Raw genomic sequence first — 24423 nt, forward strand, 5'->3', positions numbered from 1 at the left:
ACCGATCCAGGCCATCGGCTACATCAACGACACCCTGAAGCTGGCTCAAGATAACGATCGCGTTGGTGCTGAACAGGACCCGTCGGATCTCGACGTCGTAGTCCAGGAACGGGGTGAACTCCTCCCACGCTGCTCGCCACATCTTCGGGATCGCGGGGTAGGTCTTGCCCCACTTCTCCTCGAGCTCTTCGAACGCCGCCCAGGCGGCCTGGGCCGTGGCTGCGGTGTAGATGCTCTTCAGATCCTTGGCGAGCTGGTCCCAGTACCTGCGCGAGGCGTACCGCAAGGTGGCCCGGATCAGGTGGATCACGCATGCCTGCACGATCGCCTGCGGGAAGACCGCGTTCACCGAATCGGGCAGGCCTTTCAGGCCGTCACAGACGATGAAGAAGACGTCCTGGACGCCGCGGTTCTTCAGGTCGGTGAGCACGCTCATCCAGAACTTCGCGCTCTCCCCGCCGCCCTGCCCGGCCCACAGGCCGAGCACGTCACGGCGGCCGTCCAGGTCGACCCCGATCGCGGCGTAGAACGGCTGGTTGCCGACCTGCCCATCACGGACCTTGACGTAGATCGCGTCGATGAAGATCGCCGCGTAGACCCGTTGCAGCGGACGGCTGGACCAGGACTGCATCTCCTCGACCACTTTCTCGGTGATCCTCGAGACGGTGTCCTTGCAGATGCTCGCGCCGTACACCGCCCCCGCAAGCGGGAGGTACCCCCAGGCGAAGTGCGCGGAGATCTCGCCCGTGGTCAGGCCCTTGGCGTACAACGAGATTGCCACCGCATCAACATCAGTGAGACGACGCTGCCGCTTCTTCACGATCACCGGAGCGAACGTGCCGGCCCGGTCCCGCGGCACCTCGATGGTGACCTCGCCAGCAGTATCGGTCAGCACCGTCTTGGCCCGGGTGCCGTTGCAGATGTTGCCGGCACCACCCTCGGGAGCCTGGTGTTTGGCGTGACCGAGGTGATCGGTCATCTCCTCCTCGAGCGCCGCCTCCAGGACAGTGGCGGTGATCGACTTCAACAGGCCTCCGGGCCGGTCAGCTCCTCACCACGAGCCCGAGCGGCCTTGACCAGCTCGGCCACCGCCGCCCGCTCACCAGGAGTCGCTCTCGCTGAAGTCCTCTTCTTCGCTTCCTTGGGCATCGAACTCATGCCCTTCAATGTTGCCTCGGTCATCGGTGACCAGCCTTCCTCGCCGACCTCGTCGGCGTGTCGAGCCAGAAACACCTTTCACCGGACAGTCCCCCTCTTGACACAGAGGGGTGCTGAAAGGACTCACGTAACGCGTTGGTGCGCCGGTCGGTCTTTGTTCACGCTGCCGGCATGGGCCTGTGCTCAGGGTTCTTCGTGGCGTCCGAAGCGACGGATCACGTCGCGGCGGCTGCGTACCTGGAGTTTCGTCAGGATGTTGCTCACGTGGTTGCGGGCGGTGATCGGTGAGATGACGAGTCTGTCGGCGATCTGTTGGTTCGTCATGCCGCGGGCCAGCAGTGCGAGTACCTCATGCTCTCGTTGGGTGAGTCCGTAGTCGTGCTCTGGGTCCGCGGACCCGCGCGGGCCGGGGTCGGTGAGGACCTCGAGGGTGCGGGCCGCGACGGGCGCGCCGATCAGGACGTGACCTGCGGCGACGGAGCGGATCGCCGAGACGATCTCCTGACCGGGTGCACCTTTGACGAGGTATCCGCGTGCCCCGGCCCGCAGCGCGGCGAAGAGGGCTGTGTCGTGTTCGGACATGGTCAGTACCAGGACGGCGACGCTCGGGTGGTCGTGGAGGATCCTCGTGATCGCTTCGAGGCCGCCGATCCCCGGCATCGCGAGATCCATGAGGACGACGTCTGGGGCGGTGTCGACGACGGCAGCGATGGCGGCGGCTCCGTCTGCCGCCTCGGCGACGACCTCGATGTCGTCGGCTCGTTGGAGCGTGAAGCGCACGCCCTCGCGGAACATGGGGTGGTCGTCGACGAGGACGACCCGGATCGGGCTCATCGGGTCCCTCCCTGCGCGGGGAGGGGCAGCCAGGCGCGAACCGTGGTCCCTCCGCCGTCGGTGTCCTCGATCGAGAGCGACCCGCCGAGCTCGTGTGCCCGCTCCCGCATGGACAGCGTCCCCACTCCGGTTGGGCCGCTGCGCCCGGCACCGTGGTCACGCACCTCGAGTTGTAGGCCGTCGCGGTGTCGGGCGATCGTCAGCTGCGCCGAAGTGCATCCGGAGTGGCGGGCGACGTTGGTGAGTGCTTCGCGCCCGATCCGGTATGCGGCGGCCTCGGGTCCAGGCGGGAGCACGCCGAGGTCTTCGCTGACCACCACGCAGTCGAGGCCCAGGCTCTCGGCGACCTCTTCGAGGGCACCGACCAGCCCGAGCTCGTCCAGTGCCGGCGGGCGCAGCTGCCGGCTCATCTGTCGGACCTCGTTCAGGGCCTGATGGGTCGCCTGCGCCAGGCGGTCCAGTCTGCTCCGTGCCAGGTCGGGATCCTCTTGGACGATCTGGTCCAGGTCGCGCAGCTGCATCGCGACTCCTGCAAGTGTCGGTCCGAGGCCGTCGTGGAGCTGACGTCGCAGCAGCACCCGCTCCTCCTCCCGTGCGGTGACGAGCTGGTGCCGGCTGGACGCGAGCTCTTCGGTCAGTCGTCGCACCCGGGCGCTCTCGCGTGAGTCGCCGTAGAGGGCCCAGTCGACCGCGTCATGGAGGCGGGCCCGGGCCGGGGCTAGGGCCAGGGTGACCGCGGCGGCGATGAGGCCGACCGCGACCGGTGAGACCTGCGACCCGGCAGTGGACGCGAGGGAGACGACCAGGGCATACCCGAGCGCGAGCACTGTTGCGAGCACGAGGAAGACGGTCAGCCGGCCCACGACCCGGTCCACCCAGCCCAGGCGGAAGCGGAGCACGCTCGCCGTTACGGTCAGGGCCAGCAGCCCGCCTGCGACGATGTCGAGCAGATCGCCGCCGGCCGGCCAGAGCCAGCGTCCTACGACGACGAGGAGCGTGAAGGCCACGACGGCGAGCAGGACGCTGACCACCCGCCGGCGGGTGTCGCCGCGGGCGCCTCTCAGCTTCCCGTAGACCGCGACCGGCACGAGCAGGAACGGCACCTGGATCGCGATCTCGGCCCAGCTCTGCAGCGGCTCGCCCCATCCGCTGGGGAGGAGGCCGACCGGATTCGCGAACTCACGCGTCCAGGCCGGCAGCGAGGAGTCCGGTGCCGCCGCCGGCCCCTGCAGGGATGCCCAGGCGGCCACGGCCAGGACCTGAAGCCCGACCGCAACCGTGGCCCAGGGTCGCCAGCGCCCGGATGGCAGTCGTCCGTCCGGCAGCAGCAGCAGCACCACCAACGTCAGCGGCACGATCAGCGCCGAGGCCCGATCGGCATACCAGATCCACCAGGGTGCGCCCGAGGTGACGCCGGCCTGCAGGCTCGCACCGGCCAGGGCAGAGAGGGCGAACAGTGCCGCCACCGCGATCATCGACCAGCCGAGCAGCAGCGGGCCGAGCGCTGCGATGAGCGCCCCGGGGATGGCCCACAGCAGCGGCATCACCAGAAGCTTCAGACCGACCTCGTGCAGCCCCGCCGCCCGGCCGGACCCGGTCCCGGTGACCCACGCGGCGGCGAGGGAGAGGGCGATGGTCGCCGCAGCCGCCGACCAGGGCGCCACCCTCGCCGGAGTGCTCCCGCTCATGGGGTCAGTATGTTCCCGGCTCCGCCGTCCCGCTCCACTCCCGCCACGACATCCGCGCCACGTGCACTCCGAGCCAACCGAAAGAGACCAGCAGCAGCAGGTGCGCCTCGAACGGCCCGACCGGCGGCAGGAGGAAGTCCCAGAGCAGGAACGCGACCAGCAGGACCAGCGGGATGCGCGGCAGGCTCCTGCCACGCCAGCCCGCCGCCGCCAACAGGATCAGGCCCAACAACGAGCCGAGCAGATGCGGCACCAACGCTCCGAACACGGCCCCGGGGTGCTCCAGAAAGGCGTCATTGAGCCGGACCGCGGCATCGACCCCGAGCGCGGGCGGCGCGATCGTCCCGGCGGTGTAGCCCAGCGCGAGGATGTTGTGAAAACCCCAGAAACCCCACAAGGTGAGCAGAATCCCGACCGCGGTCAGCCTCGGCGCCCGGTGCCGCGTCACCTGGGCGAGTCCGAGGACGGCGACCGGCAGGAACAGCATGCTCGCCAGGAGCGCAAACTGCTCGACGCCGTGGAATACGGGGTGCTCAGCGCCCCAGCGGATCTGGTCGCCGAAGTCGCCGCCGTCATCGATGACGAGATGGCCGACGAACTGAGTCCCTCCATTGAGGAAACCGGCCAGGATCAGGCTCGCTGCTACGGCAAGTTGGGCCGCGCGGGAAAGCGGCGGCCGGGTGGGCAGGACTTGAGTCTCGTTCGGCCCCGCCACGGCGGCGGCCACGTCCTGTGCGGTCATTCCGGTGTCCTCCTATCGGCCGGGCCGTCCGCCCGGGCTGACTCATCGTCGCCCGATCAGACAGACCGACACATGGGTCACCTGCACCATCTCTACGCACCAAACCCTCACACAAAGCGCTCATCCGTCCGAGGGGCTGAACGCTGCTTAGGCGCACGACTTCCCGGCGGTGAGACGCGTGATGCTTCGCCTCGACGGTCCCAGTCTTGCGGCCGTCCTGGCAAAGCGAGAATTGGCGCGTAGACGAGGATGGTCAGCTTGTTCGCGTCACGTAGGCACTGTCCAAGACGGTGCTCCCCGGCGGCACGGTGGAGACCTCCGGGATGTTCTCGGCCGTGGCTGCCTCGAGCTGGACGTTTCCCACACTGTCGACCTTCGTTCGAGCTCAAGTCCGACCTCGACCAGAAGTACTCCCCCGAGACCCCGATCGGCCTGATCTGGGCCTGCAGTGGCGACTGCGACGTCCCGCGCTACTACGACTGGGATCCGACGACGACGGTCGAGGGCGGCCTGCCCAGGAGTCGGTGCTCGGCGTCGAGGCGGCGCTGTGGTCCGAGACCATCCGGGGTGAGGCACAGGCGCTGTGGATGGCCCTGCGCCGGGCAGCCGCAGTCCTCGAGACCGGGTGGTCGCGAGCCGACCGCAAGGACGTCGCTCCTTCCTGCAACGCCTCGGCGCCCTCGGGCCGCACTGGACCGCCGCAGGAGTCAACTTCTACGCGACGCCGAAGGTCGCCTGGGGCGAGGGCGTCGTCGCAACCGACCTCAACGGCGTACCGGTCTGACCGCCTTGTGTGCCTGAGACCACGCTGGAGCGCGGTCTCAGGCACACCAGGCAGGTGAGGGCAGCGGTCAGTCGATCGTCGCGATGAGCGCGCCGGCCCGGAGCACCGCGCCCTCGTCCTCAATCAGCGTGATCGTGCCGGCGACCGGCGCCACGAGCTCCATGTCGACCTTGTCGACGGCGACCTCGGCGAGCAGGTCACCCTCGGCCACGACGGCACCGTCCTCGGCGAACCACGTGGCCAGCGTTCCCTCCGCGTCCGGGTCGGACTGGGAGATGACCGGGAAGACGACATCGGTCATGCCGGCGCCACCTGACCGATGATGGCTTCCTTGATCCGCGCGGGCGTCGGCAGGGCGGCGTACTCCAGCGGGCGGGCGTAGGGGATCGGCACGTCCGGCACGGCCACCCGGCTGATCGGTGCCTTGAGGATGGTCGGGTCGTGCTCGGCGATCCGGGCCGCGATCTCTCCCGAGAGCCCGAACGACTGGTAGTCCTCGTCGACGATCACGAGGTGGCCCGTCCGGGTCACCGACTCGATGATCGCCTCGGTGTCGAGCGGCACGATGCTGCGCAGGTCGATCACCTCGACGTCGGCGATGCCGTCGGCGGCGAGCTCCTCGGCGACGTCCAGAGCGTGGTGGACCGATAACGACAGGGTGACGACGGTGACGTCCGAGCCGGGTCGGGCGGTGGCCGCCTTGCCGATCTCGACGACGTGGTCACCGGTCGGAACGGGACCGATGGAGCGCTTGTTCTTGGCCATCCATGGGAGTCCCTGGATGCCCTTGTGGAACATGAAGACCACCGGGTTGTCGTCGCGGATCGCGGCGGTCATCAGTCCGGCCGCGTCGGCCGGGTTGGACGGCACGACGACCTTCATGCCGGGCAGGTGGGCAAAGGTGCCCCACAGACACTGGGAGTGCTGGGCACCGTCGGAGTAGCCGCCGCCGACCGCGGTCATGAGCACCATCGGCACCTTGACGTTGCCGCCGGACTCGAAGTGGATCTTGGCCATGTGGTTGTAGATCTGGTCCATGCAGACCCCGAAGAAGTCGACGAACATCAGCTCGACGATGGGTCGCATCCCCTCGGTGGCCGCACCGATCGCCGCGCCGATGAATCCGGTCTCGGAGATCGGGGTGTCCATGACCCGCTCCGGTCCGAACCGGTCGAGCAGCCCGGTGGTCGAGGAGAAGATGCCGCCGTAGGCGCCGACGTCCTCGCCGAGCACGAAGACGTCCTCGTCACGCTCCATCTCGCGCGCGATCGCCTCGACCATGGCCTTGGCGGTGTTGAGCCGCTTGGTGGCCGGGGCGGCCGCCGGCTGCTCCGCCGGGTCGCCCTGCGTGGCGGGCTGTTGGGTGGTGTCGATGCTCATCTCGATTCCCTTCCTGCTCAGGCGAAGACGTAGTCACGGACGGTGGACGGGTCCGGTTCGGGACTCGCCTTGGCGAAGGCGATCGCGGACTCGACCGTGTCGGAGGCGGCCCGCCGGGTGATCGCGACGGCAGCGTCGTCGAGGATGCCAGCCTCACGCAGGACGGCCTCGTAGGTCGGGATCGGGTCCTTGCCGGGCACGCCCTCGAGGTCGGCTCGATAGCCCTGGGCGTCACCCTCGAAGTGGCCCCACAGGCGCAGGGTGTGCACCTCGATCAAAGTCGGGCCGCCACCGTTGCGGGCTCGCTCGACTGCTTCGCCGGCGGCCTCGTGGACCGCCTCGACCGCGTTGTCCTCGACCCGCACACCCGGGATTCCGTATGCCGCGGCCCGCTCGGCGTTGTTGGCCACCGAGGTCGACGCGCTGCGCGGCACCGAGATGCCCCAGTCGTTGTCCTCGACGACGAAGATGACGGGGAGCTTCCACAGCGCCGCGAGGTTGAGGGTCTCGTGGAAGGCGCCCTGGTTGGCCGCTCCCTCACCGGTGACGGCAACGGCAACGCGGTCGGTGCCGCGCTTCTTGAAGGCCAGCGCCTGACCGGCTGCGGGCGGGTAGCCCTCGGCGATGATGCCCGAACAGGAGAAGTGCGCGTCCGGGTCGAAAAGGTGCATGTGACCACCACGACCACGCCCCAGACCGTCGACGCGACCGAAGATCTCGGCGGTCATCCGGTTGAGGTCGACGCCGTGGGCGATGGCGAAATGGTGCGGGCGGTGCGTCGCGGTCACCGCATCACCGCGGCTCAGATGCGCGCAGACGCCGGCCGCAACCGGCTCCTGGCCGGCCGCGAGGTGCATCTCGCCGGGGATGAGGCCGGCGCCGATGTCGAACGCCGGCTTCTTGTCCGCGTGGTACTCACGCAGGATGGCTTCCTCGTAGGTGCGGATCAGGACCATCTGGTCGTACAGGTCACGCTGGACAGCGGCATCGATGCGGCTACTCATGGGCTCCTCCTTGAGCGAGGACCACATCGTCCAACCGGCGACTGCTGCCGCGACAGGGCGCTGATTTCAGATGGTGAGTCAGGGAGTGATCGACGATTCGGCCATCGCCCAGCCCAGCCGTCGGGCCGCGCGCTGCAGCGCGGCCGCGTGCTGCTCGTGGCCGGGTCGCCGGGCCGGCAGTGACACCGCGACTGCCCCGACGACACCGCCGACGCGGATCGGCGCCGCCAGACACGAGGTCCCGAGGAGGTACTCCTCGGAGTCGGCCCAGATGTCGGCGTGGTCCTCGAGGCGCTGGGCCAGGGCCCGCCGGTCGGTGATCGTGTTGGGGGTCAGATCGTGCAGCTGGTGCCGGGCGATGTAGTCGGCTCGGCGCTCGGCGCTCAGTCCGGCGAGGATCGCCTTGCCGAAGGCGGTGGCGTGCCCCGAGTCCTGGACCCCCACCCACAGGTCCACGCAGGGTGCGTCGGGACCATCGGCAATGTCGACCAAGCGGATCTCGCCGTCGCTGTAGACCGACAGGTAGGTGGCGCCGCCCACCTCGTCACGCAGCGACTTCAGGACCGGCCGGACTCGCGGCAGCAAGGCCTGCATCGCCGGCGGTGACGCGACCATCGCGGATGGTCCGAGCACGTAGCCGTCGGTGAGCTTGCGCAGGTAGCCCTCGTGGACCAGCGTGCGCAGCAGGTGGTAGGTCGTCGGCAGGGCCAGCCCGACCATCCGAGCCAGACTCTTGGCCGGCACGGCATCCTCGCTGGCCGCCACCGCCTCCATCAGCCGGAGGGCGCGTTGGACCGAGCCGATGAGCGTGGGTTCGGCCATGGCCACCCTCCCGTCGTCGTTGACCGGTCGCCGCCCGCGCGGCGTGGACTCACTGTGCAGGAGCCGGCGCGTCGGGGCAAGGGGCGGGGCTGGCTCGACCGACCGCTGCCGACCCTCAGCCACCCACGCCACCCCGGTGCCCCGTCGGCTTGGTGCGGTGCGCGCGGGGGTGGGCGGACGGCATACCGGGTCATTTGTCCGGACCGCGAAGGGCCACATCGTGGACGGCCGAGAAAGTCAGTGCATAACGCGTGCTGATCCTATCCATCACCCAGGCATGCGACCCCAAGGACCGGCACGTGCTAGCGGCGGCTGTGCACTCCGAGTGCCAAATCATCGTCACGTTCAATCTCAAGGACTTCCCGCCTGATGAGATGCACCGCCACCACCTTGAAGCCGTGCATCCGGATGTCCTCCTCCTGGACCAGCTCGATCTTTACCCTGAGGCCGTCGTTCACGCACTTTGGCGGCAATCTACGGAGTCTGCTCGGCCGAGACTGACTCCGCTACAACTCATGGCCTCGTTCGACAGGCTCGGCCTGCGCGACTTCTCGTCCGAGCTGCGGCGACGGTGGCCCAACCTGGCGAGAAACCGCTGGTGATCGAGGGCTAGGCTTCGCCAACCAATCATCCGACAGTGGTGATCGCGTCTCAACCGTTCGGGCCACCGCGCCCGGTTACACACGTCGAGTTCGGCATTGACCACGGTCGTCGCCACCTGGAAGCGCAAGCCCTTGGCGGCGCAATCAACGTCGGCCTGGTCAAAGCCATCGACGGTCACGCAGGAACCAACGTGGTAGTAGTACTTCGCCTCCGCTTGCTTGGTCAGCACGTGAAGTCCCAAGGCCGCGAGCAGCGCGAGCCCAGTCACGATGCCGGACGTGACCTTGCCGCGTTTGCGTGGCTCCTCAGCCATGCAGCGCCTGCTGACAGTCAGTTGGCTCGTTCGCTGGGTTTTCGCGGAAAGGACGATGACGGTGAGTGCGGCGGCTCAGGGCGCTGCCGTATGCACCGCAAGGCAGGCGAGGGCGGCCCACGCAGAGTTGTCCACCGTGTCCATTTCCCTGACCAGGCCGCCGCGAGCGTCGGCGAGGCCTGCGGCGGGGGAGCGGCCGGAGCGGAGGGCGCGGTGGACGGCATACGCGATGCCCGGGGCGTGGGCGTCGGGGAGCGGGATGGAGGAGGCAAGCACCTCGTGCGCGACGTGCTCGGCGAGCATGGGCATGGCCCCGACGAGCACGTCGTCGGTGGGCGCGCTCGCGAGCGAGCACGCGGAGAGGTATAGCAGTCGCAGCGGCCCACCCCCGCGCGCGGCCGCAAGCTCCGTCAAGGCAAGTGGCCCGTCGTCGAGGTGTATGACGGACTGCATCGGGTTGTCCCACCGCAGGCTCGCGTGGGCCGCGACGTGCACGATGTCGGCGTCGAGTAGGTCCCCTCTCACGGCACTGGTGGTCCGTCGAACCGTGGCAGCCTGGGCCGACCGGCTATAGGTATCGGCTGCTGCGGCCGACGCTGAGCGTGGGTCGGGCACCGGCAACGGCATACCTGTAGCCGGTCGGGCCACCTCGGACTCCTCAGCCCAGATCTCCCCCACGCCCTCCGCCTCGGCGGCGGCGTGGTCCAGCCGCGGGCCGGCGGCGACCAGGACGACCGGCGACCGCGCGAGTGCCGAGCCCACCCGGCCCGCCGTGACGGCCAGCGAGGCAAAACGCACCGGTCGCCGCCAGATCCGCGGTAGCGCGGTCAGCGGCGCGGAGTCGATGCTGCGGTCCAGCAATACGAGCAACTCGGTGTCGCCGGTGTCGGACAGGCACGCCCCCAGAGCTGCGTCGAGGCCCGCGGCGAGCGCCACCGTCCCGGCGTATGCCGCCCCGCCCCGCCCGCCCGTCGCCACCCGCGCCAGCCCCCGCGAGAGTTGCGCCAAGTCCTCGGTGACCTGCCGCCATGGGCCGAGCACCACGCGAGTGGTCACACCGACCGCATGGCCGAAGGCCACCGCCTCCTCGCCCACGCGCACCAGCACGAGCAGCGGACCGGCCACGTGCGCGGCCAGCTCGGTCAGGCCGTATGCCGCCCGCCCCGCTGCGCCGCCCGCCGGACCATCCGCCGTTCCACACGCTTCACTCGCCAAGCCGCCGCGCCCCGCTGCGCCATCACGTCCAGCGCCGGCTCGCCCCCACGCGCCGGCGCGCAGCGCGCGTTCGGTGTCTGCCAGGCGCGCGCCAAGCGCCACGAGGTCGGCGGGGCTCTCGTCCGCGGACTCGATTCGTCGGGATAGTTCGCGCCATTGCGAACGCAACTGCTCCTCATCCTCGGACAACTCGACGGCTCCCACCGCAGGTGGCCGCCCGCGCAGGATGGCGTCCAATTGTGCTGCGGCAGAATCAGACTCGTTGATCTGACGCAGCAACAACTCAAAGCGTGCCCGATCGGCCGCCATGCGATGCCGCAGATCGGGCGCACCCGCGAGCGCCGATTGGGCGTCGATCTCGGCGAGCGCCGCGCGCACCTGCGTCCGCGCCGCCTCCGCAGCGCCGACCGATAGCTGGTGGCGTGCGCCAGCCTCCCGCACCACCACCGCCTCGGCCCCCACCGCGCCGGCCGACCGCTCCCACAAGGCACGAGCAGCCTCCCCATCGCCCGACTCCCACGCCGCACTCGCGGCCCGCAGCCACCCGCGGGCGGCGGCCCGCGTCATACCGGCGGCACCGAGGGCATCGGCGTGCGCCGCGATGGCGGCCGCGTCACCCGGCACAGCCAGCGCGAGCCGCTCGAGAGCGGCCATCGCGACTCCCACGGGGCGGCCCTGAGCGGCATACCCCGTCTCGGCCCGGGCCAATAGGTCGCGGGCGCTCGCCTCATCCCCGTCGAGCAGCGCCAGACGCGCGGCAGTCATCATCGCGTCGATGATCATCAGCGATGGCGCCGCCGCCGAGAGGTGGTCGAGAGCCAGTTGCGCATACGTTCGGGCTTCGGCCAGGAGGCGTAACCGCCCGAAAAGCGCCGCGAGCTCGGCGTGGTACTCCGCGTCCATGCCCACGCCGGTCAGCCGCACCTGATCGGTCTCGGCACGCCGGAAGGCCGCGAGGGCGCCGCCGAGGTCGCCGAGTTGCGCAAGCGCCGAGCCGATGCCCACCTCGACAAAGGGCGCATGGTGCGGCGACACGGACTGCGCGATCTCCAGGGCCTCGCGGAATGACCCCAAGGCGGAGCGGGTGTCATCGACAAGCAGCAGGATGTCGCCGAGATTGTTCAGCGCCATCATCCGGTGCAGCGGCGAAACATCCGAGCGCGACACGAGATCGGCCAAGACCGACCGCGCCAGGCGATAGTCCCCGCAGTGATGGGCCACCACGGCACTTCCCAAGGCCACCGTGGGATCGGTGACATTCAAGGCCCCCGCGCGCGCCAGATCCGCTTGCGCCTCGGCCCGACCACCGGTCTCGACATGGACCATCGCCCGCACAGCCAAGGCCCGAGCCAGGTCGTCATCGCCGCCCCGGGATCCCTCCGTGACGGCGCGATCGGCATACGTCATCGCCTCGGCATAGCGCTGCGCTTCGCGGTATGCGGAGGCCAACGCGCCGTGCACCAGAGCCGCCGCGTCATGCGCTCCGGCCGCCTCGCAGCGCGCCAAGAAGGCCTCCGCCTCTGGCGGTGTCGTGCCCGGATGCGCCAGGATCTCTTCACGCAGCCGATGAGCATGTATCACCAGGTCGGAATCGCCCTCTAGCGACAAAGGGGTGCTGCCCACGGCTACTCCGATCTGATGATGGAGGAAATCATGGCGCAACAGCCACCCTCGGACGACGACACCGCACGCGGCGCGGTCTGGGACCGCAGTCGTCGGCTCGCCGCGCAGAATCCCAAGCTCACCCTGGAGTTCCTGCGGCGGTATGAACGCTTCATCGAGAGGCTCCACGAAATCGACTCGGCCGGTCCGCAAGGGCCGATCGACCTGGTGCGCAATGCGCAGCGACTGATCGTGCGCGGCCGGCTCCAGGTGCTCACCGAGCAGGAAGACCGCGTGCTGCCGAAGCTGGCGGATGCCGGCTGGTCGGTTGACGATATCGAGCGGGACGAGCGGATCGGCGTCAGCTTGCTGCGGGGGACCGGGCTGGCCGCCGAGCCGCTCTACACCCTCGTGCGAACGCTCGTGGCCGATATGCCGCTCGGGCAGGCGCCGCTCTCGATCGGCTTCGATGACGTCACCTATGAAGCCATCGTCTTCAAACCCATCAAACCGCAAGGCGCCAGCGGCGAGGCCGACCGCACGACCTACAGCTCATCGCGGCCCACGGGCACGGGTCGCGGCGCGGGTGTGGTCATCGGCGTGATCGATGGCGGCTTCGAATCCACTGGCGCGCCCGCGCGCACGGACGGCTGGTTCGACAATGTCACCCCGCCGCAGGGCGGAGCGCCGAAGCTCAACCAGGCCGATGAGTCGACCCTTGATCCCGGCGCAGGACACGGCACCTTCGTCACGGGGATCGTGGCCAGCCATGCCCCGGACGCCACAATCCGGCAGTATCGCGCGCTCGACTCCTGGGGCCTCGGCGGTGCGTGGCGGCTGAAGGACATGATCCTGCAGGCGGTCGACGACGGCTGCCAGGTCATCAATATCTCCCTCGGGTTCGAAGATCCCGACCTCCTCGGCTCGCCGGCGCTTTCCGCCGTCCTGCACCACATCCCCAATCACGTCGTCGTCGTCGCGGCCGCTGGCAACAGCGGGACGACGGTTCCGATGCTCCCGGCGGCCCACAAGATGGTCATTGCGGTCGGCGGCCTCGAGGTGGATCTTGACCCTGTCGGTTGGTCGAACCGCGGCCCCTGGGTGGACTTCTCCGCGCTCGCCGTCCCCGTGCTCAGCACCTATGTCATGGATCCCACAGATCCGAACGGTGACCCCAACCCCTGGGCCATCTGGGCCGGCACCTCCTTCGCCGCTCCCAAGGTCGCTGGCGAACTAGCGGTGTTGCTTGGAACGGGCCTAACGCCCGTCGAAGCCGTCGATGTCCTGCGGACCAGGGCCGAGGGCCGGCTGCCGAATCCCGACTTCGGCTTCCTCCTCGCCCTGCCGGATCAGTTCCCTCGCACGGACCCGCCCGTCGTGGACCCGCCGCCCGGCCGCGTCTTCCGCATCCCGCCCGTCGTCGAGCTGCCCGATCTGACCAAGCTGCGCCTAAACCCCTGGATCTTCCGCCAGCGCTGAGCCGCGGTCGCTGAGCCGCGGCATCCCTCGGCGGCGAGCCGAACGGCATACCCCTCGACAGGAAAGTTACTGAGGGGTACAAGGTGGCGCCCGAAAGGGCTAGCGGGCGAGGTGGCGGAGCGGGAGAATGCCGAATTGTCCGCCGTCCCCCGTATCAAAGTGCCCCCCGCGCTCCTCTGACTGGATGAATCGGCCCGCATCACGGGCTATCCACCAGGAAGGAGGGGCCATGTCGCACACCAGGAACACCCGCACAGCCAGCAGTTCGTATCGAATCCGGAGACCCCCATGACGAGTGGCAACACGGCGGCGCAGCAACGCCCCGTGGACGACGACGTCACCGAGTTGGTCCTCGCTGCGCGAGACGGTGACCAGAATGCCTGGGCGCAACTGGTCGATCGATATGCCCGCTTGGTGTATGCCGTTGCTCTGCGGTGCCGCTTGTCGCATGCCGATGCCGCGGACGTGACCCAGACGGTCTGGCTGCGGCTCGCCGAAAACCTGACGCGCATCAACGATCCCTCTCGCGTTGGTGCCTGGCTCGTGACGACCACCAAGCGGGAATGCCTGGCCCTGATCAAGGCCCGGGCGCGTTATGAACCCATGGATGTCAGCGCCGTGACCCTGGTCGATGATTCGGCTGGACCCGAGGAGCACTTGACTCGGGCCGAATCGATCACCGAGGTGGCGGCGGCCTATGCCTTGTTGACCGAGCGCTGCCGCGAACTGCTGCGCCGCTTGGTCATCGAATCCGAGAGCTACCAGCAGATCTCTGCCGATCTGCACATGCCGATTGGATCCATTGGCCCCACCCGGATCCGGTGCCTGAGCATGCTGCGCCGGCATCTCGAGGAGGCGACCTCCCATGACCGACAAGCGGAACGACTTCGGTCCCCTTGATTTCACTGACGGCGAGCGCGTCCTGATGGCGCACTTGGCGGCTATCCTGTCCGGCGAAAACGCCGTCCCACAGCATGTCGAAGAGGCCGCCAAGGCGCTGCACGATTGGGCGATCGTCGATGAGACGCTCGCCGACCTGAGCGCTGCACCCGTGCTGACGCGCGGTGACGACGCCGCCTTCACCTTCGACCTCGGCACCGTGCAGGTGCGGGCGGAGGTCGAGCCCTCCGGCTTCCGGCGCCGCCAACTGTCGATCAGCGTCGATGACGCGGCCGGCTTGGCCGATGTCAAAGAAGTCAGCCTGCAATTCCCCGACGGGCGCAGCCAGGACCTGGTCCCGGACCGCTTTGGGCAGTATGCCGCGAGCGTCCCCTCGGGTGCCCTGCGCGTGATCGCGGTGCTCGGCGGGCTCGGGCGGCGGGGCGCACTGCATACGGCCTGGTTCACGGTCTGACCCCACGTTCACCCATCGGGGCGGTGGCGATTCCCGGGACGATCACAGAACTGGCCCCTACCCTGGTGCCTCTGAAGCCTTTTCCGATAACTGGGATTGAGGACATGGCGCCAGATCACTTCGCCGTGACGCCCGAGGACCGAGCGCTGCTCGACTCCCTCGGCGATCTGGTGCGCGCCGAGGCGCAGATGCCGCCGGGTGTCGCACAGGCGGCCACGGCCCTGCACGACTGGGCCAATGCCGACGCCGTCCTGGCCGACTTGGTGGCCGAGCCGGTCGCCACCCGCGGGGATGCCGTGGTGCACCGGTATGCCGCGGGCGAGGACGCCCTGCGCGCGGAGGTCGAGCCGGCGGGCTACCGTCGCCGGCGCGTCGTGGTCAGCGCCGATGGTGCGAACGAGTTGACGCAGGTGTACGCCCAGCGCGCCGACGGGGCCGCGGAAGAGATTCCCGCCGACCGGTTCGGGGAGTATGCCGTGGACCTCGCGAGCGGCCCGGTGCGCCTACTCGCCCACTTCGGCCGGCGGCGCCTCGCCACCCCCTGGTTCACGATCTGAGCAATAAGGTCTGAGCTTTGGCACCACATACGGGGCCACAGCTCAGACCTACCCGCGGGTCACGTCGGGAGGAACTCCTCGGCCGCGGCCTGGACCTTCGCGCGATAAGCGACCCAGTCGATCTCCTCGGGGGTCGGCATACTCGGCTCCCCGACATAGCGGCCGGCGCTCTCATCGATTAGTTCGCGCAGGATGTCCAGGTGACCGGCGTGCCGGGCGGTCTCGATCGACATATGCACCAGCAATGTCCCGAGCGTGGGGTGGCGCCGCTCGGGCGCCCACCACGCGACTGTGCCGCGGTCGGTCAGCGCGGTGACCGCGAAGGTCTCCTGGGCATGCGCCCAGGCGTGGGCGTAGAAGTCCCGGATCGCCTGCGCTGACTCCTGCGGCGTCGCCCACATGTCGTCATTGATCGCGGCACGCTCGGCAAACCAGGGCAGCGGATTCGGCCAGGGACGCCCGAAGCTGTCTCCGAAGTAGCCCGCCTCGATGCTCGCCAGGTGCTTGACGATGCCGAGCAGATTGCTGCCGGTGGCCGTCAGCGGCCGGCGCAGGTCATAGTCGCTGAGGCCGTCGAGTTTCTGGAGCACGGCCGTATGCAGATCGCCCAGCCGCGCAATCAACTCCGCCTTCAGGGCTGCTTCCTCGCGCTCATCCATGCGAGCAGTCTGCCGGGTCGCTGTGGTCGGCAGGCTGGCCGCGGCGAATCAGAAATCGCCGGCGTTGGCGCGCAGGGCCGCGAGGATGTCGACGAGTCGCTCGGCCTGGGCGGCGCTGATGCCGGGCGAGTCGAAGACCTGGGCGTTGACGGCAGTCGTCGCCTCGGCGGCGATCGCTCGACCCGCGTCGGTGATGGTGACGATGAAGGCGCGGCGGTCATCGGGGTGGATGGTGCGCTGGACCAATCCGGCGCGCTCCAGGCGATCAACCGCATTGGTCACGCTGCTTTGATGCACCTGCAGGCGGCCACCAATGACCGACATCGGCAGGGAGCCGCGGCTGCTGAAGGTCAGCAGCATGAGCACCTCATAGCGCGCGAAAGTGATCCCGAATGGCTTGAGCGCCGCCTCGACGCGCCGCAGCATGATCGCCTGGGCGCGCATCAGCGAGGTCACGGCGCTCATGCCCAGGGCGGACTCGCTCCAGCCGTGCTCCGTCCATTGCCGACGGGCCTCCGCGATGGTGTCCACGCGGCCAGACTACATGGACGTCCAATGAACTACGAGGGCCGGCAGCACGCCGAGGGCGGCGTTGCCGCTCTTTCCCGATTTGCATGGATGTCCTAGTATTGGACGTACACGTAATCCGAGGGAGTACGCCGTGACTAAGCCCGCCCTGCACGTCCCCGTGAATCCCGTCCGCTTTGTGACGGCCGCCAGCCTCTTCGACGGCCATGACGCGGCGATCAACATCATGCGCCGGCTGCTCCAGAGTCAGGGCGCGGAGGTGGTCCACCTCGGTCACGACCGCAGCGTCGCCGATATCGTCACGGCGGCGATCCAGGAGGACGCCCAAGGCGTCGCCATCAGCAGCTATCAAGGTGGCCACGTCGAGTACTTCACCTATCTGGTGCAGGAGCTCGCCGCGCGCGGGGCCGGGCACATCAAGGTGTATGGCGGTGGTGGCGGCGTCATCGTGCCCGCCGAGATCGCGCAACTGGCCGAGGTCGGCGCGCACATCTTCAGCCCCCAGGACGGGCAGCGGCTCGGCCTGCCGGGGATGATCAACGAACTTATCGCCGAGTGCGACACCGAACTGGCCAGCGGCGCCGACCTTGAGGGTCTGCTCGCGGGCGAGGAGCGGGCCCTCGCCCGGGCGATCACAGTCCTGGAGGCCGGTCACGATGACGCCTTCGCGGCGGCGGTGGTTGAGGCAGGGGCTCGGCGCAGCGTGCCGGTGCTCGGCATCACCGGCACGGGCGGCTCGGGCAAGTCCTCGTTGACCGATGAATTGGTGCGTCGCCTGCGCCGGGACGCCGGGGACAAGCTGCGGGTGGCCGTGCTGGCGATCGACCCGACGCGCCGACGCGGCGGCGGGGCGCTGCTGGGCGACCGGATCCGGATGAATTCCATCGAGCCGGGCGTGGTCTTCTTCCGCAGCCTCGCGACCCGAGAGGCTGGCAGCGTGCTGCCGCGGGGCATCGACTCGATGATCGCGGCGGCCAAGGCCGCGGCATACGACCTGGTCATCGTGGAGACCCCCGGCATCGGCCAGGGCGATGCGGCGATCACCGAGCACGTCGATGTGTCGCTCTATGTCATGACGCCGGAGTTCGGCGCCGCGAGCCAGCTCGAAAAGATCGACATGCTCGATTACGCGGATGTCGTGGCGATCAACAAATTCGAGCGGCGCGGAGCCGAGGATGCGCGCCGCGATGTCGCCAAGCAGATGATCCGCAACCGCGAGGCCTTTGGCGTCGCGTGGGATGACATGCCGGTCTTCGGCACCTCCGCGGCGCGCTTCGACGATGACGGTGTGACCGCGCTCTACCAGCACCTCAAGGGTCTGCTGACCGAGGCGGGCTTGCCGGCCTTCGACGGCATCCTCCCGAGCCCCTCGACCAAGACCTCGACCGGCTTGACCTCGGTGCTGCCCAAGGGCCGCGAGCGCTATCTCGCGGAGATTGCCGCGTCGGTGCGCGATCACCACGCCGAGACGGCCGCGCAGGCGTCGGCAGCGCGGACCCTGCAGCAGATCACGGTCACGCAAGAATTGTTGCGGGAGAAGGACTCTGGCGCGGCCGATGCCGTGGCGGCGGTCCGCGCCGAGGCGGCGACGGCCGTCTCCGAGGGCACCAGCGAACTGCTCGCCGCCTGGCCGGAGCGGGTGGCGGCATACGCCGGGGACGAGCAGGTGTATGTCGTGCGCGGCAAGGAGATCCGCACCCCGCTGACCCGCACCACCCTCTCGGGCTCGCACATCAAGCGGGTCGCGCTGCCGAGGTATGTCGACCACGGCGAGCTGGTGCGCTTCCTGCGCAGCGAGAACCTGCCCGGCTATTTCCCGTTCACCGCGGGCGTCTTCCCGTTCAAGCGCAAGGAAGAGAATCCCGCGAGAATGTTTGCGGGAGAAGGCGATCCGGCGCGCACCAACCGGCGCTTCAAGCTGCTCTCCGCCGGGCAGCCGGCGACGCGGCTGTCCACCGCCTTTGACTCCGTGACGCTCTATGGTCGCGACCCCGACCCGCGTCCCGATGTCTATGGCAAGGTCGGCACCTCCGGTGTCTCGGTCGCGACGCTGGATGACATGAAGGTGCTCTATGGCGGTTTCGACCTGTGCTCGCCGACGACGTCGGTGTCGATGACGATCAACGGTCCGGCGCCGACGATCCTCGCGATGTTCCTCAACACCGCCATCGATCAGCAGCTCGACGCTTTCCGTGAGGAGGAGGGCCGGGAGCCGGATGCCGCTGAGGCAGAAGAGGTTCGGGCGCGCGCGCTGTCCACGGTGCGTGGCACGGTGCAGGCCGACATCCTCAAGGAGGACCAGGGGCAGAACACCTGCATCTTCTCCACCGAGTTCGCGCTGCGGGCGATGGCGGACATCCAGGAGTTCTTCATCGCCAACCAGGTGCGCAACTTCTATTCGGTCTCGATCAGCGGCTATCACATCGCCGAGGCCGGCGCGAACCCCATCAGCCAGCTCGCCTTCACGCTCGCCAATGGCTTCACCTATGTCGAGGCCTATCTCGCCCGCGGGATGAAGATCGACGACTTCGCGCCGAACCTGTCCTTCTTCTTCTCCAATGGCATGGACGCGGAGTATTCGGTCATCGGCCGCGTCGCCCGGCGCATCTGGGCGGTGGCGATGAAAGAGAAGTATGGCGCCGGCGAGCGCGCCCAGAAGCTGAAGTATCACGTGCAGACCTCTGGCCGCTCGCTGCACGCGCAGGAGATGGACTTCAACGACATCCGCACAACCTTGCAGGCGTTGTGCGCGCTGTACGACAACGCAAACTCGCTGCACACCAATGCTTTTGACGAGGCCATCACGACGCCGACTGCGCACAGCGTGCGCCGGGCGTTGGCGATCCAGCTGATCATCGATCAGGAGTGGGGGCTGTCGATCAACGAGAACCCGCTGCAGGGGTCGTTCATCATCGAGGAGCTCACCGACCTCGTTGAGGAGGCCGTGCTCACCGAGTTCGAGCGGATCGCCGACCGCGGCGGCGTGCTCGGCGCGATGGAGACCGGCTATCAGCGCGGCAAGATCCAGGACGAGTCGATGCTCTATGAGCACAAGAAGCACGACGGCTCCCTGCCGATCGTCGGCGTCAACACCTTCCTTTCCGACGACCACAGCCATGACACCCAGAGCGTGGAGTTGGCGCGCGGCACCGAAGAGGAGAAGCAGTCCCAGCTGACTCGCCTGCGCGACTTCCAGACCCGACACCAGGGCGAGGCCGAGCCGGCGCTGGAGCGCCTGCGCCACGTCGCCACCTCCGGCGGCAACCTCTTCGAGGAACTCATGGAGACCGTCAAGGTCGCCTCCCTCGGCCAGATCAGCACCGCCTTCTTCGAGGTCGGCGGCCAGTACCGCCGCAACGTCTGACGGCTCGGCCTTGGCCGGCGGGGGTCTCCTAACCTCTGCTAACAGAAGAAAGTCGAATCCGCACACCTTCCAAGGTGTGCGGATTCGACGTACCGGTGCTGACTTGGCCTCGGCGGGCGACGCGCCTCCTGCGGGGTCGGGATGCGGGCCGCCGTATGCCGGGGCCTCACCAGCGCGGGGCGTCCTGGGGTGTGTTGCCGGATGCCGGGGGCTGCTGGGCGTAGGGCGAGTAGCTAGTCGGGTGCTGGGCATAGCTGTCGCCGTAGGGGGAGGGGTATGCCGGCTGAGCCGCGCTGTGGTGGCCACGAGCCGCGCCGCGGCGGCGCGCGGCCAGCGCGAAGGCGGCGATCACGGCGCCGAGGACGAGCATCGGCCAGACCTTGACGCGGATCCCGAGATCGCTGGCGGCGAGCAGGCCACCGACCACGGTGAGGGCGATCGCCGAGGTCTGCCCGCCCCGGACGGCCCGCTCGATCACGGTGCGGCCGCTGCTGTCCGGCAGCAGGATCCACGCGAGCAGGTAGACCGCGAGCATCGGGCTGACGAAGGCCAGAACGACCGCGGCGAGGCGCACGAACTTGGGGGCGACGCCCAATCGGGCGGCGACGGCGCTGCAGACGCCGGCGACCATCTTGTCGTCGCGGCGACGGAAGGAGGAGTTCGAGGTTGCCTCGAAGAAGCGGTCGAGGCCGGTCCGGGTGCTGGCTGCTGTGGTCATGTCTCTACTGTCGCGCCGGGCCGCGAAGCGGGCCATTGGGTCCACCCCTGACCGGACCCCCGAGCAGCCCTGATCCGGTCAGGGCTGCAGTGGTGATGCCCAAACACGAGTCGAGTTGAACGTGTTCAAAATACTGTAACCTGCCTTTATGCCGACTGTTGAGCGCAAGTCCGAACGCACCCGCGAGCTCGTCGTCGAGACAGCTCTTCGGCTCTTCCGGGAGCGGGGGTATGACGCCACGACCATGCGCCTGATCGCCACCGAAGCCGGTGTCTCGCAAGGGAATGCCTACTACTACTTCGACGGCAAAGAGGCCCTCGTGCAGGAGTTGTATGTCCGCATCCAGGCCGAGCATCGGGAGCGTCTGGTCGGCAGATTGCGACCCGGCGCACCGCTCGCCGAGAACCTCGCCCTCGTCCTGCACGCCGGCCTGGACACGATGGCGCCCTTCCACTCCTTCGGCTCCACGCTGGTGCAATCGGCCCTCCGAACCAGCTCGGGGGTCAGTCCGTTCGCGCCCGATTCCGCGCCAGCGCGCGAGGCGGCGATCAGCCTGATGCGCGAGGTCACCACCACGAGTCGCGGCAAGGTGGGCGGGCGACTCGGAGAGCAACTGCCCCGGCTGTTGTGGCTGGCATACCTCGGGGTCACGCTGCACTGGGTCGTCGACGACTCGCCGGGACAGGAGCGGACACGGGTGCTCGTGGAGCGCGTGGCGCCCTTGCTGGGCAAGGCGATTCGCCTCGCGGGGACGCCCGTCGCGAAGGGATTCGTCAAGGATCTGACCGGCCTGGTGGATGCCGTGGGTGGCCGGGCATGAGCAGCATTGTCATTGCGGGAGCCGGTGGCTTCATCGGGCGGCATCTCGTGCGCGCCTTCGAGGCTGATGGCTTCACCGTTCGCACGATCGGACGCGGCCGTGACGCCGACGCGCGGTGGGGCAGCGACCTGACGTCGGTGCTCGAGGGCAGCGAGGCATTGATCAACCTCGCCGGGCGTTCGGTGAGCTGCCGCTACACCAAGCGCACCGCCGACGAGATCCTTCGTTCGCGGACGGAAACGACCAAGGACCTCGGCGCTTCCCTGGCGAAGTGCTCGAATCCCCCTGCCGTGTGGCTTAATTCGAGCACTGGCACGATCTATCGCGACGCCCGCGATCGTCCGCAGGACGAGGTCGAGGGCGAGCTGGGGAGCGGCTTCTCGGTTGCTGTCGCGCGCGCCTGGGAGCAGGAGTTGTATGCCGCCCCAACCCCCATCCGCAAGGTCGCCCTGCGCACGGCGATCACCCTGGGCACCGGCGGCGGCGCCCTCAGCCCGCTGATCAACCTGGCCCGCATCGGTTTCGGCGGCACGCAGGGTGATGGCGACCAAATCGTCTCCTGGATTCACATCGATGACATCTATGGCGCAATCCGCCACCTCATCGACCACGACATTGCGGGACCAGTGAACCTCGCCTCCCCGCACGCCGTGCCCAACCGCGAGCTGATGGCGGCGGTGCGCACCCACTTCGGCTCACCGCTCGGGCTGGGCGACTCGGCTCGCCCGCGACTCGGCATACCCCTGGGAGCGCGGATGCTCGGCTTCGGTGGCCGCGTCATCCGCACCGAGCCAGAGCTGGTCCTTAAGAGCCGCTGGGTTGACCCCGGTGTGCTGCGGGGAACCGGGTACGCCTTCCGCTTCCCCGATCTCGACGCCGCCCTCGCCGATATCGCGGCCCACACCCCCCGCGGCCTGCTCCCGGTCCAGCTCGGCTGAGCGGCCGTCGCCACAGCCCCACCCCCAAGCCGAGCGGGCTTTGTGAGCGGGAGCGGGGCTATATCCCCGCTCCCACTCAGAAACCCCGCTCCGCTCGGCAGAAACCGCGCTCCCGCTCAGAAACCCCGCTCCGCTCGCGGCCCGAGACACGCCAGAGGCGCCGACCCGGGCAGGGTCGGCGCCTCCATGTGCCCGCGAGTATGCGGATCAGTCCAGCTTGTCCTGCGCGTCCTGTGCGGCACCCTCGACCCGGTCGGCCGCGTCGTCGAGCGCGTCGGTCGCGGCATCGGCGGCCTCCGAGACCTGACCCTCGGCGTCCTGCCGAGCCTCATCGACGGCATCTGCGAGGTCGTCGGCACGGTCCCCGGCCTGGTCCTTGAGGTCGTCAGCCTTGTCCGAGGCTGTCTCCTTGATGTCCGCGGCCTTGTCGGTGACGGCGTCCTTGGCCTCCGCCGCCTTGTCCTTCAGGTCGGCTGCCTTATCGGCCGCGGCCTCCTTGACCTCGGCGGCCTTGTCCTTGGCCGCCGCGGCGACCGAGGCGGCCTTGTCCTTCAGGCTCTCCCCGGAGCCGGTGTCGGCGAGGGGGGAGCGGGCGGCATACGGGTCACCCGCGGGCACGGCCCACGGGTCCGCCGCCGGGCTCTTGCGGCGGGAGAGGACATAGGCCGCGCCACCGGCCAGGCCGGCGAGCAGCAGCCACGGGGCGAACGAGCGCTTGCGCTTGGCGCGCGCGTCGCCCTTGAGGACGGCATACGCCTCGGGGGCCCGCTGCGCGGTCTCGGCGGCGCTGTCCTTGGCGGCGAGCGCACCGGCGGCGACCGAGGCAAGCGCCCCGGCGACCTTCGGCAGCACCTCGTCGACCAGAGTGCTGCGGGCACTTTCGACGTGGGGGGCGGCCGCGTCATACCCGTGCTGGGCGCGCTCGCGGGCGCGGTCCACGGCGGGCTTGGCCGTGTCCATGAGGTATGCCGCCTGGGCACCTGCGCGCTCGCGCAGGTCGGCGGCGCGCGCGGCGGCCGCAGCCCGCGCGTCGGCGGAGTGGTCGACCACAGATCCGGCGCCTGCGGCCGAAACCGACGCGGCCTCGGCGCGTGCCTCGGCGGCGCGGTCGGCAGCGGCACTCATGGCATCGGCGACAGCGGCCTTGGCCTTGTCAGCCTTCGATGGCGGATTGCACAACATGGGTCCTCCTCGGTGGGACGTGATGTCTACTGAGCCCATCCTGCCTTGTCTTGGGCCGCGGGGCCGCGTCTAGGGGTCGGTCGAAGAAGTGATCTGCCGGCCCGTGACAGACTGGACGCCATGAAGGCCATCCTGCACACGAACCTGGGCGACATCGAGATCAACCTGCTCGAGAACCACGCCCCCAAGACCGTCGCCAATTTCACCGGCCTCGCCTCGGGCGAGAAGGACTACACCGACGACGCTGGCCGCAAGAGCCCCGCGAAGTTCTATGACGGCCTCGGCTTCCACCGCGTCATCCCCGGCTTCATGATTCAGGGCGGCTGCCCGCTCGGCCAGGGCATCGGCGGCCCGGGCTACACCTTCGACGACGAGATTCACCCCGAACTCGCCTTCGACCGTCCCTACCTGCTCGCCATGGCCAACGCCGGCAAGCGCATGGGCCGCGGCACCAATGGCTCGCAGTTCTTCATCACGGTCGAGCCGACCCCGTGGCTCAATGGCAAGCACACGATCTTCGGTGAGGTCACCGACGAGACCAGCAAGCAGGTCGTCGACGCGATCGCCGCGGTCCGCACCGCGCCCGGCGACCGCCCGATCGAGCCCGTCGTCATCGAGTCGGTCGAACTCTCCTGAGTTCTCGACCGTTCTTCGCTGCGTGAGAGACACAGCGCGCCCC

General features: G+C 69.0%; 23 protein-coding genes and 2 pseudogenes. 11 read left to right on the forward strand and 14 right to left on the reverse strand.

The window, feature by feature from the left end:
• The 4 genes and pseudogenes from ABD225_RS07805 to ABD225_RS07820 all read right to left on the reverse strand — a co-directional run.
• A pseudogene (locus tag ABD225_RS07805) lies at positions 1-1182 on the reverse strand (IS256 family transposase); the annotation flags it as partial.
• A gap of 159 nt (positions 1183-1341) precedes the next feature.
• Positions 1342-1992, reverse strand: a complete 651-nt coding sequence (locus tag ABD225_RS07810; protein ID WP_344083200.1) for a response regulator — start codon at positions 1990-1992, stop codon at positions 1342-1344.
• Positions 1989-3680 carry a sensor histidine kinase gene (locus ABD225_RS07815; protein ID WP_344083202.1) on the reverse strand — a complete coding sequence of 564 codons (1692 nt, stop codon included), beginning with the start codon at positions 3678-3680 and terminating at the stop codon, positions 1989-1991. The genes ABD225_RS07810 and ABD225_RS07815 overlap by 4 nt, the downstream gene beginning before the upstream one ends.
• A gap of 4 nt (positions 3681-3684) precedes the next feature.
• Complete coding sequence (locus tag ABD225_RS07820) at positions 3685-4422, reverse strand: hypothetical protein (RefSeq protein ID WP_344083204.1); 738 nt, start codon at positions 4420-4422, stop codon at positions 3685-3687.
• A 323-nt stretch (positions 4423-4745) separates the two neighbouring features.
• On the opposite strand from ABD225_RS07820, the pseudogene ABD225_RS18695 reads away from it, so the two are divergent.
• Together ABD225_RS18695 and ABD225_RS07825 are read left to right on the forward strand one after the other, a co-directional pair.
• A pseudogene (locus ABD225_RS18695) lies at positions 4746-5000 on the forward strand (hypothetical protein); the annotation flags it as partial.
• Positions 5001-5047: 47 nt separating this feature from the next.
• On the forward strand, positions 5048-5206 hold the full coding sequence (locus tag ABD225_RS07825) for a hypothetical protein (RefSeq protein ID WP_344083206.1): 159 nt from the start codon (positions 5048-5050) through the stop codon (positions 5204-5206).
• 67 nt (positions 5207-5273) lie between these two features.
• Here the strand turns inward: ABD225_RS07825 and ABD225_RS07830 are convergent, their stop codons facing one another.
• The 5 genes from ABD225_RS07830 to ABD225_RS07850 form a co-directional block, all read right to left on the reverse strand.
• Complete coding sequence (locus ABD225_RS07830) at positions 5274-5507, reverse strand: lipoyl domain-containing protein (protein WP_344083208.1); 234 nt, start codon at positions 5505-5507, stop codon at positions 5274-5276.
• A complete protein-coding gene (locus ABD225_RS07835; RefSeq protein WP_344083210.1) occupies positions 5504-6586 on the reverse strand; it encodes an alpha-ketoacid dehydrogenase subunit beta in 1083 nt (360 codons plus the stop codon). The genes ABD225_RS07830 and ABD225_RS07835 overlap by 4 nt, the downstream gene beginning before the upstream one ends.
• A gap of 17 nt (positions 6587-6603) precedes the next feature.
• Positions 6604-7590 (reverse strand): thiamine pyrophosphate-dependent dehydrogenase E1 component subunit alpha, encoded by a 987-nt coding sequence (locus ABD225_RS07840; protein ID WP_344083212.1) that lies wholly within the window; start codon positions 7588-7590, stop codon positions 6604-6606.
• Between the two features lie 78 nt (positions 7591-7668).
• A complete protein-coding gene (locus ABD225_RS07845; protein ID WP_344083214.1) occupies positions 7669-8412 on the reverse strand; it encodes an IclR family transcriptional regulator in 744 nt (247 codons plus the stop codon).
• 302 nt (positions 8413-8714) lie between these two features.
• A complete protein-coding gene (locus ABD225_RS07850) occupies positions 8715-8870 on the reverse strand; it encodes a hypothetical protein (protein ID WP_344083216.1) in 156 nt (51 codons plus the stop codon).
• On the opposite strand from ABD225_RS07850, the gene ABD225_RS18830 reads away from it, so the two are divergent.
• Positions 8811-9014, forward strand: a complete 204-nt coding sequence (locus tag ABD225_RS18830; protein ID WP_486348474.1) for a VapC50 family PIN domain-containing toxin — start codon at positions 8811-8813, stop codon at positions 9012-9014. The two genes, ABD225_RS07850 and ABD225_RS18830, sit on opposite strands and share 60 nt — an antisense overlap.
• A gap of 389 nt (positions 9015-9403) precedes the next feature.
• Here the strand turns inward: ABD225_RS18830 and ABD225_RS07860 are convergent, their stop codons facing one another.
• A complete protein-coding gene (locus ABD225_RS07860) occupies positions 9404-12166 on the reverse strand; it encodes a CHAT domain-containing protein (RefSeq protein ID WP_344083219.1) in 2763 nt (920 codons plus the stop codon).
• Positions 12167-12196: 30 nt separating this feature from the next.
• Here ABD225_RS07860 and ABD225_RS07865 point away from each other — a divergent pair, with 30 nt between their 5' ends.
• From ABD225_RS07865 to ABD225_RS07880, 4 genes are all read left to right on the forward strand, one after another.
• Complete coding sequence (locus tag ABD225_RS07865) at positions 12197-13624, forward strand: S8 family peptidase (protein WP_344083221.1); 1428 nt, start codon at positions 12197-12199, stop codon at positions 13622-13624.
• Positions 13625-13912: 288 nt separating this feature from the next.
• Positions 13913-14524 (forward strand): RNA polymerase sigma factor, encoded by a 612-nt coding sequence (locus ABD225_RS07870; protein ID WP_344083223.1) that lies wholly within the window; start codon positions 13913-13915, stop codon positions 14522-14524.
• Positions 14490-14978: a hypothetical protein gene (locus ABD225_RS07875; RefSeq protein ID WP_344083225.1), complete on the forward strand. Its 489-nt coding sequence runs from the start codon at positions 14490-14492 to the stop codon at positions 14976-14978. The genes ABD225_RS07870 and ABD225_RS07875 overlap by 35 nt, the downstream gene beginning before the upstream one ends.
• Before the next feature lie 104 nt (positions 14979-15082).
• On the forward strand, positions 15083-15535 hold the full coding sequence (locus ABD225_RS07880) for a hypothetical protein (RefSeq protein WP_344083227.1): 453 nt from the start codon (positions 15083-15085) through the stop codon (positions 15533-15535).
• Positions 15536-15594: 59 nt separating this feature from the next.
• Here the strand turns inward: ABD225_RS07880 and ABD225_RS07885 are convergent, their stop codons facing one another.
• Together ABD225_RS07885 and ABD225_RS07890 are read right to left on the reverse strand one after the other, a co-directional pair.
• Positions 15595-16194: a DinB family protein gene (locus ABD225_RS07885; RefSeq protein WP_344083229.1), complete on the reverse strand. Its 600-nt coding sequence runs from the start codon at positions 16192-16194 to the stop codon at positions 15595-15597.
• Between the two features lie 48 nt (positions 16195-16242).
• The gene (locus ABD225_RS07890; protein WP_344083231.1) at positions 16243-16725 is read right to left on the reverse strand and encodes a MarR family winged helix-turn-helix transcriptional regulator; all 483 of its coding nucleotides are present in this window, start codon (positions 16723-16725) and stop codon (positions 16243-16245) included.
• Positions 16726-16855: 130 nt separating this feature from the next.
• Between ABD225_RS07890 and icmF the strand changes: the two genes are divergently transcribed.
• Positions 16856-20086 carry a fused isobutyryl-CoA mutase/GTPase IcmF gene (gene icmF, locus ABD225_RS07895; RefSeq protein ID WP_344083233.1) on the forward strand — a complete coding sequence of 1077 codons (3231 nt, stop codon included), beginning with the start codon at positions 16856-16858 and terminating at the stop codon, positions 20084-20086.
• 166 nt (positions 20087-20252) lie between these two features.
• Here the strand turns inward: icmF and ABD225_RS07900 are convergent, their stop codons facing one another.
• Positions 20253-20804: a PspC domain-containing protein gene (locus ABD225_RS07900; protein ID WP_344083235.1), complete on the reverse strand. Its 552-nt coding sequence runs from the start codon at positions 20802-20804 to the stop codon at positions 20253-20255.
• Between the two features lie 148 nt (positions 20805-20952).
• On the opposite strand from ABD225_RS07900, the gene ABD225_RS07905 reads away from it, so the two are divergent.
• Complete coding sequence (locus ABD225_RS07905) at positions 20953-21624, forward strand: TetR/AcrR family transcriptional regulator (protein WP_344083237.1); 672 nt, start codon at positions 20953-20955, stop codon at positions 21622-21624.
• A complete protein-coding gene (locus ABD225_RS07910; RefSeq protein ID WP_344083239.1) occupies positions 21621-22562 on the forward strand; it encodes a TIGR01777 family oxidoreductase in 942 nt (313 codons plus the stop codon). Before ABD225_RS07905 ends, ABD225_RS07910 begins: the two co-directional genes overlap by 4 nt.
• A gap of 207 nt (positions 22563-22769) precedes the next feature.
• Here the strand turns inward: ABD225_RS07910 and ABD225_RS07915 are convergent, their stop codons facing one another.
• Positions 22770-23744 carry a hypothetical protein gene (locus ABD225_RS07915; protein ID WP_344083241.1) on the reverse strand — a complete coding sequence of 325 codons (975 nt, stop codon included), beginning with the start codon at positions 23742-23744 and terminating at the stop codon, positions 22770-22772.
• A 120-nt stretch (positions 23745-23864) separates the two neighbouring features.
• On the opposite strand from ABD225_RS07915, the gene ABD225_RS07920 reads away from it, so the two are divergent.
• The gene (locus tag ABD225_RS07920; RefSeq protein WP_344083243.1) at positions 23865-24380 is read left to right on the forward strand and encodes a peptidylprolyl isomerase; all 516 of its coding nucleotides are present in this window, start codon (positions 23865-23867) and stop codon (positions 24378-24380) included.
• The last annotated feature ends 43 nt before the right edge of the window (positions 24381-24423 follow it).

Origin of the sequence: Nostocoides veronense, assembly GCF_039531185.1 — a bacterium.
GTDB classification, from domain to species: Bacteria; Actinomycetota; Actinomycetes; order Actinomycetales; family Dermatophilaceae; genus Nostocoides_A; species Nostocoides_A veronense.

Coding starts and splice junctions, on each gene's coding strand:
- ABD225_RS07810 (WP_344083200.1), bottom strand. CDS start 1,992: ATGAGCCCGATCCGGGTCGTCCTCGTCGACGACCACCCCATGTTCCGC.
- ABD225_RS07815 (WP_344083202.1), bottom strand. CDS start 3,680: ATGAGCGGGAGCACTCCGGCGAGGGTGGCGCCCTGGTCGGCGGCTGCG.
- ABD225_RS07820 (WP_344083204.1), bottom strand. CDS start 4,422: ATGACCGCACAGGACGTGGCCGCCGCCGTGGCGGGGCCGAACGAGACT.
- ABD225_RS07830 (WP_344083208.1), bottom strand. CDS start 5,507: ATGACCGATGTCGTCTTCCCGGTCATCTCCCAGTCCGACCCGGACGCG.
- ABD225_RS07835 (WP_344083210.1), bottom strand. CDS start 6,586: ATGAGCATCGACACCACCCAACAGCCCGCCACGCAGGGCGACCCGGCG.
- ABD225_RS07840 (WP_344083212.1), bottom strand. CDS start 7,590: ATGAGTAGCCGCATCGATGCCGCTGTCCAGCGTGACCTGTACGACCAG.
- ABD225_RS07845 (WP_344083214.1), bottom strand. CDS start 8,412: ATGGCCGAACCCACGCTCATCGGCTCGGTCCAACGCGCCCTCCGGCTG.
- ABD225_RS07865 (WP_344083221.1), top strand. CDS start 12,197: ATGGCGCAACAGCCACCCTCGGACGACGACACCGCACGCGGCGCGGTC.
- ABD225_RS07870 (WP_344083223.1), top strand. CDS start 13,913: ATGACGAGTGGCAACACGGCGGCGCAGCAACGCCCCGTGGACGACGAC.
- ABD225_RS07875 (WP_344083225.1), top strand. CDS start 14,490: ATGACCGACAAGCGGAACGACTTCGGTCCCCTTGATTTCACTGACGGC.
- ABD225_RS07880 (WP_344083227.1), top strand. CDS start 15,083: ATGGCGCCAGATCACTTCGCCGTGACGCCCGAGGACCGAGCGCTGCTC.
- ABD225_RS07885 (WP_344083229.1), bottom strand. CDS start 16,194: ATGGATGAGCGCGAGGAAGCAGCCCTGAAGGCGGAGTTGATTGCGCGG.
- ABD225_RS07900 (WP_344083235.1), bottom strand. CDS start 20,804: ATGACCACAGCAGCCAGCACCCGGACCGGCCTCGACCGCTTCTTCGAG.
- ABD225_RS07905 (WP_344083237.1), top strand. CDS start 20,953: ATGCCGACTGTTGAGCGCAAGTCCGAACGCACCCGCGAGCTCGTCGTC.
- ABD225_RS07910 (WP_344083239.1), top strand. CDS start 21,621: ATGAGCAGCATTGTCATTGCGGGAGCCGGTGGCTTCATCGGGCGGCAT.
- ABD225_RS07915 (WP_344083241.1), bottom strand. CDS start 23,744: ATGTTGTGCAATCCGCCATCGAAGGCTGACAAGGCCAAGGCCGCTGTC.
- ABD225_RS07920 (WP_344083243.1), top strand. CDS start 23,865: ATGAAGGCCATCCTGCACACGAACCTGGGCGACATCGAGATCAACCTG.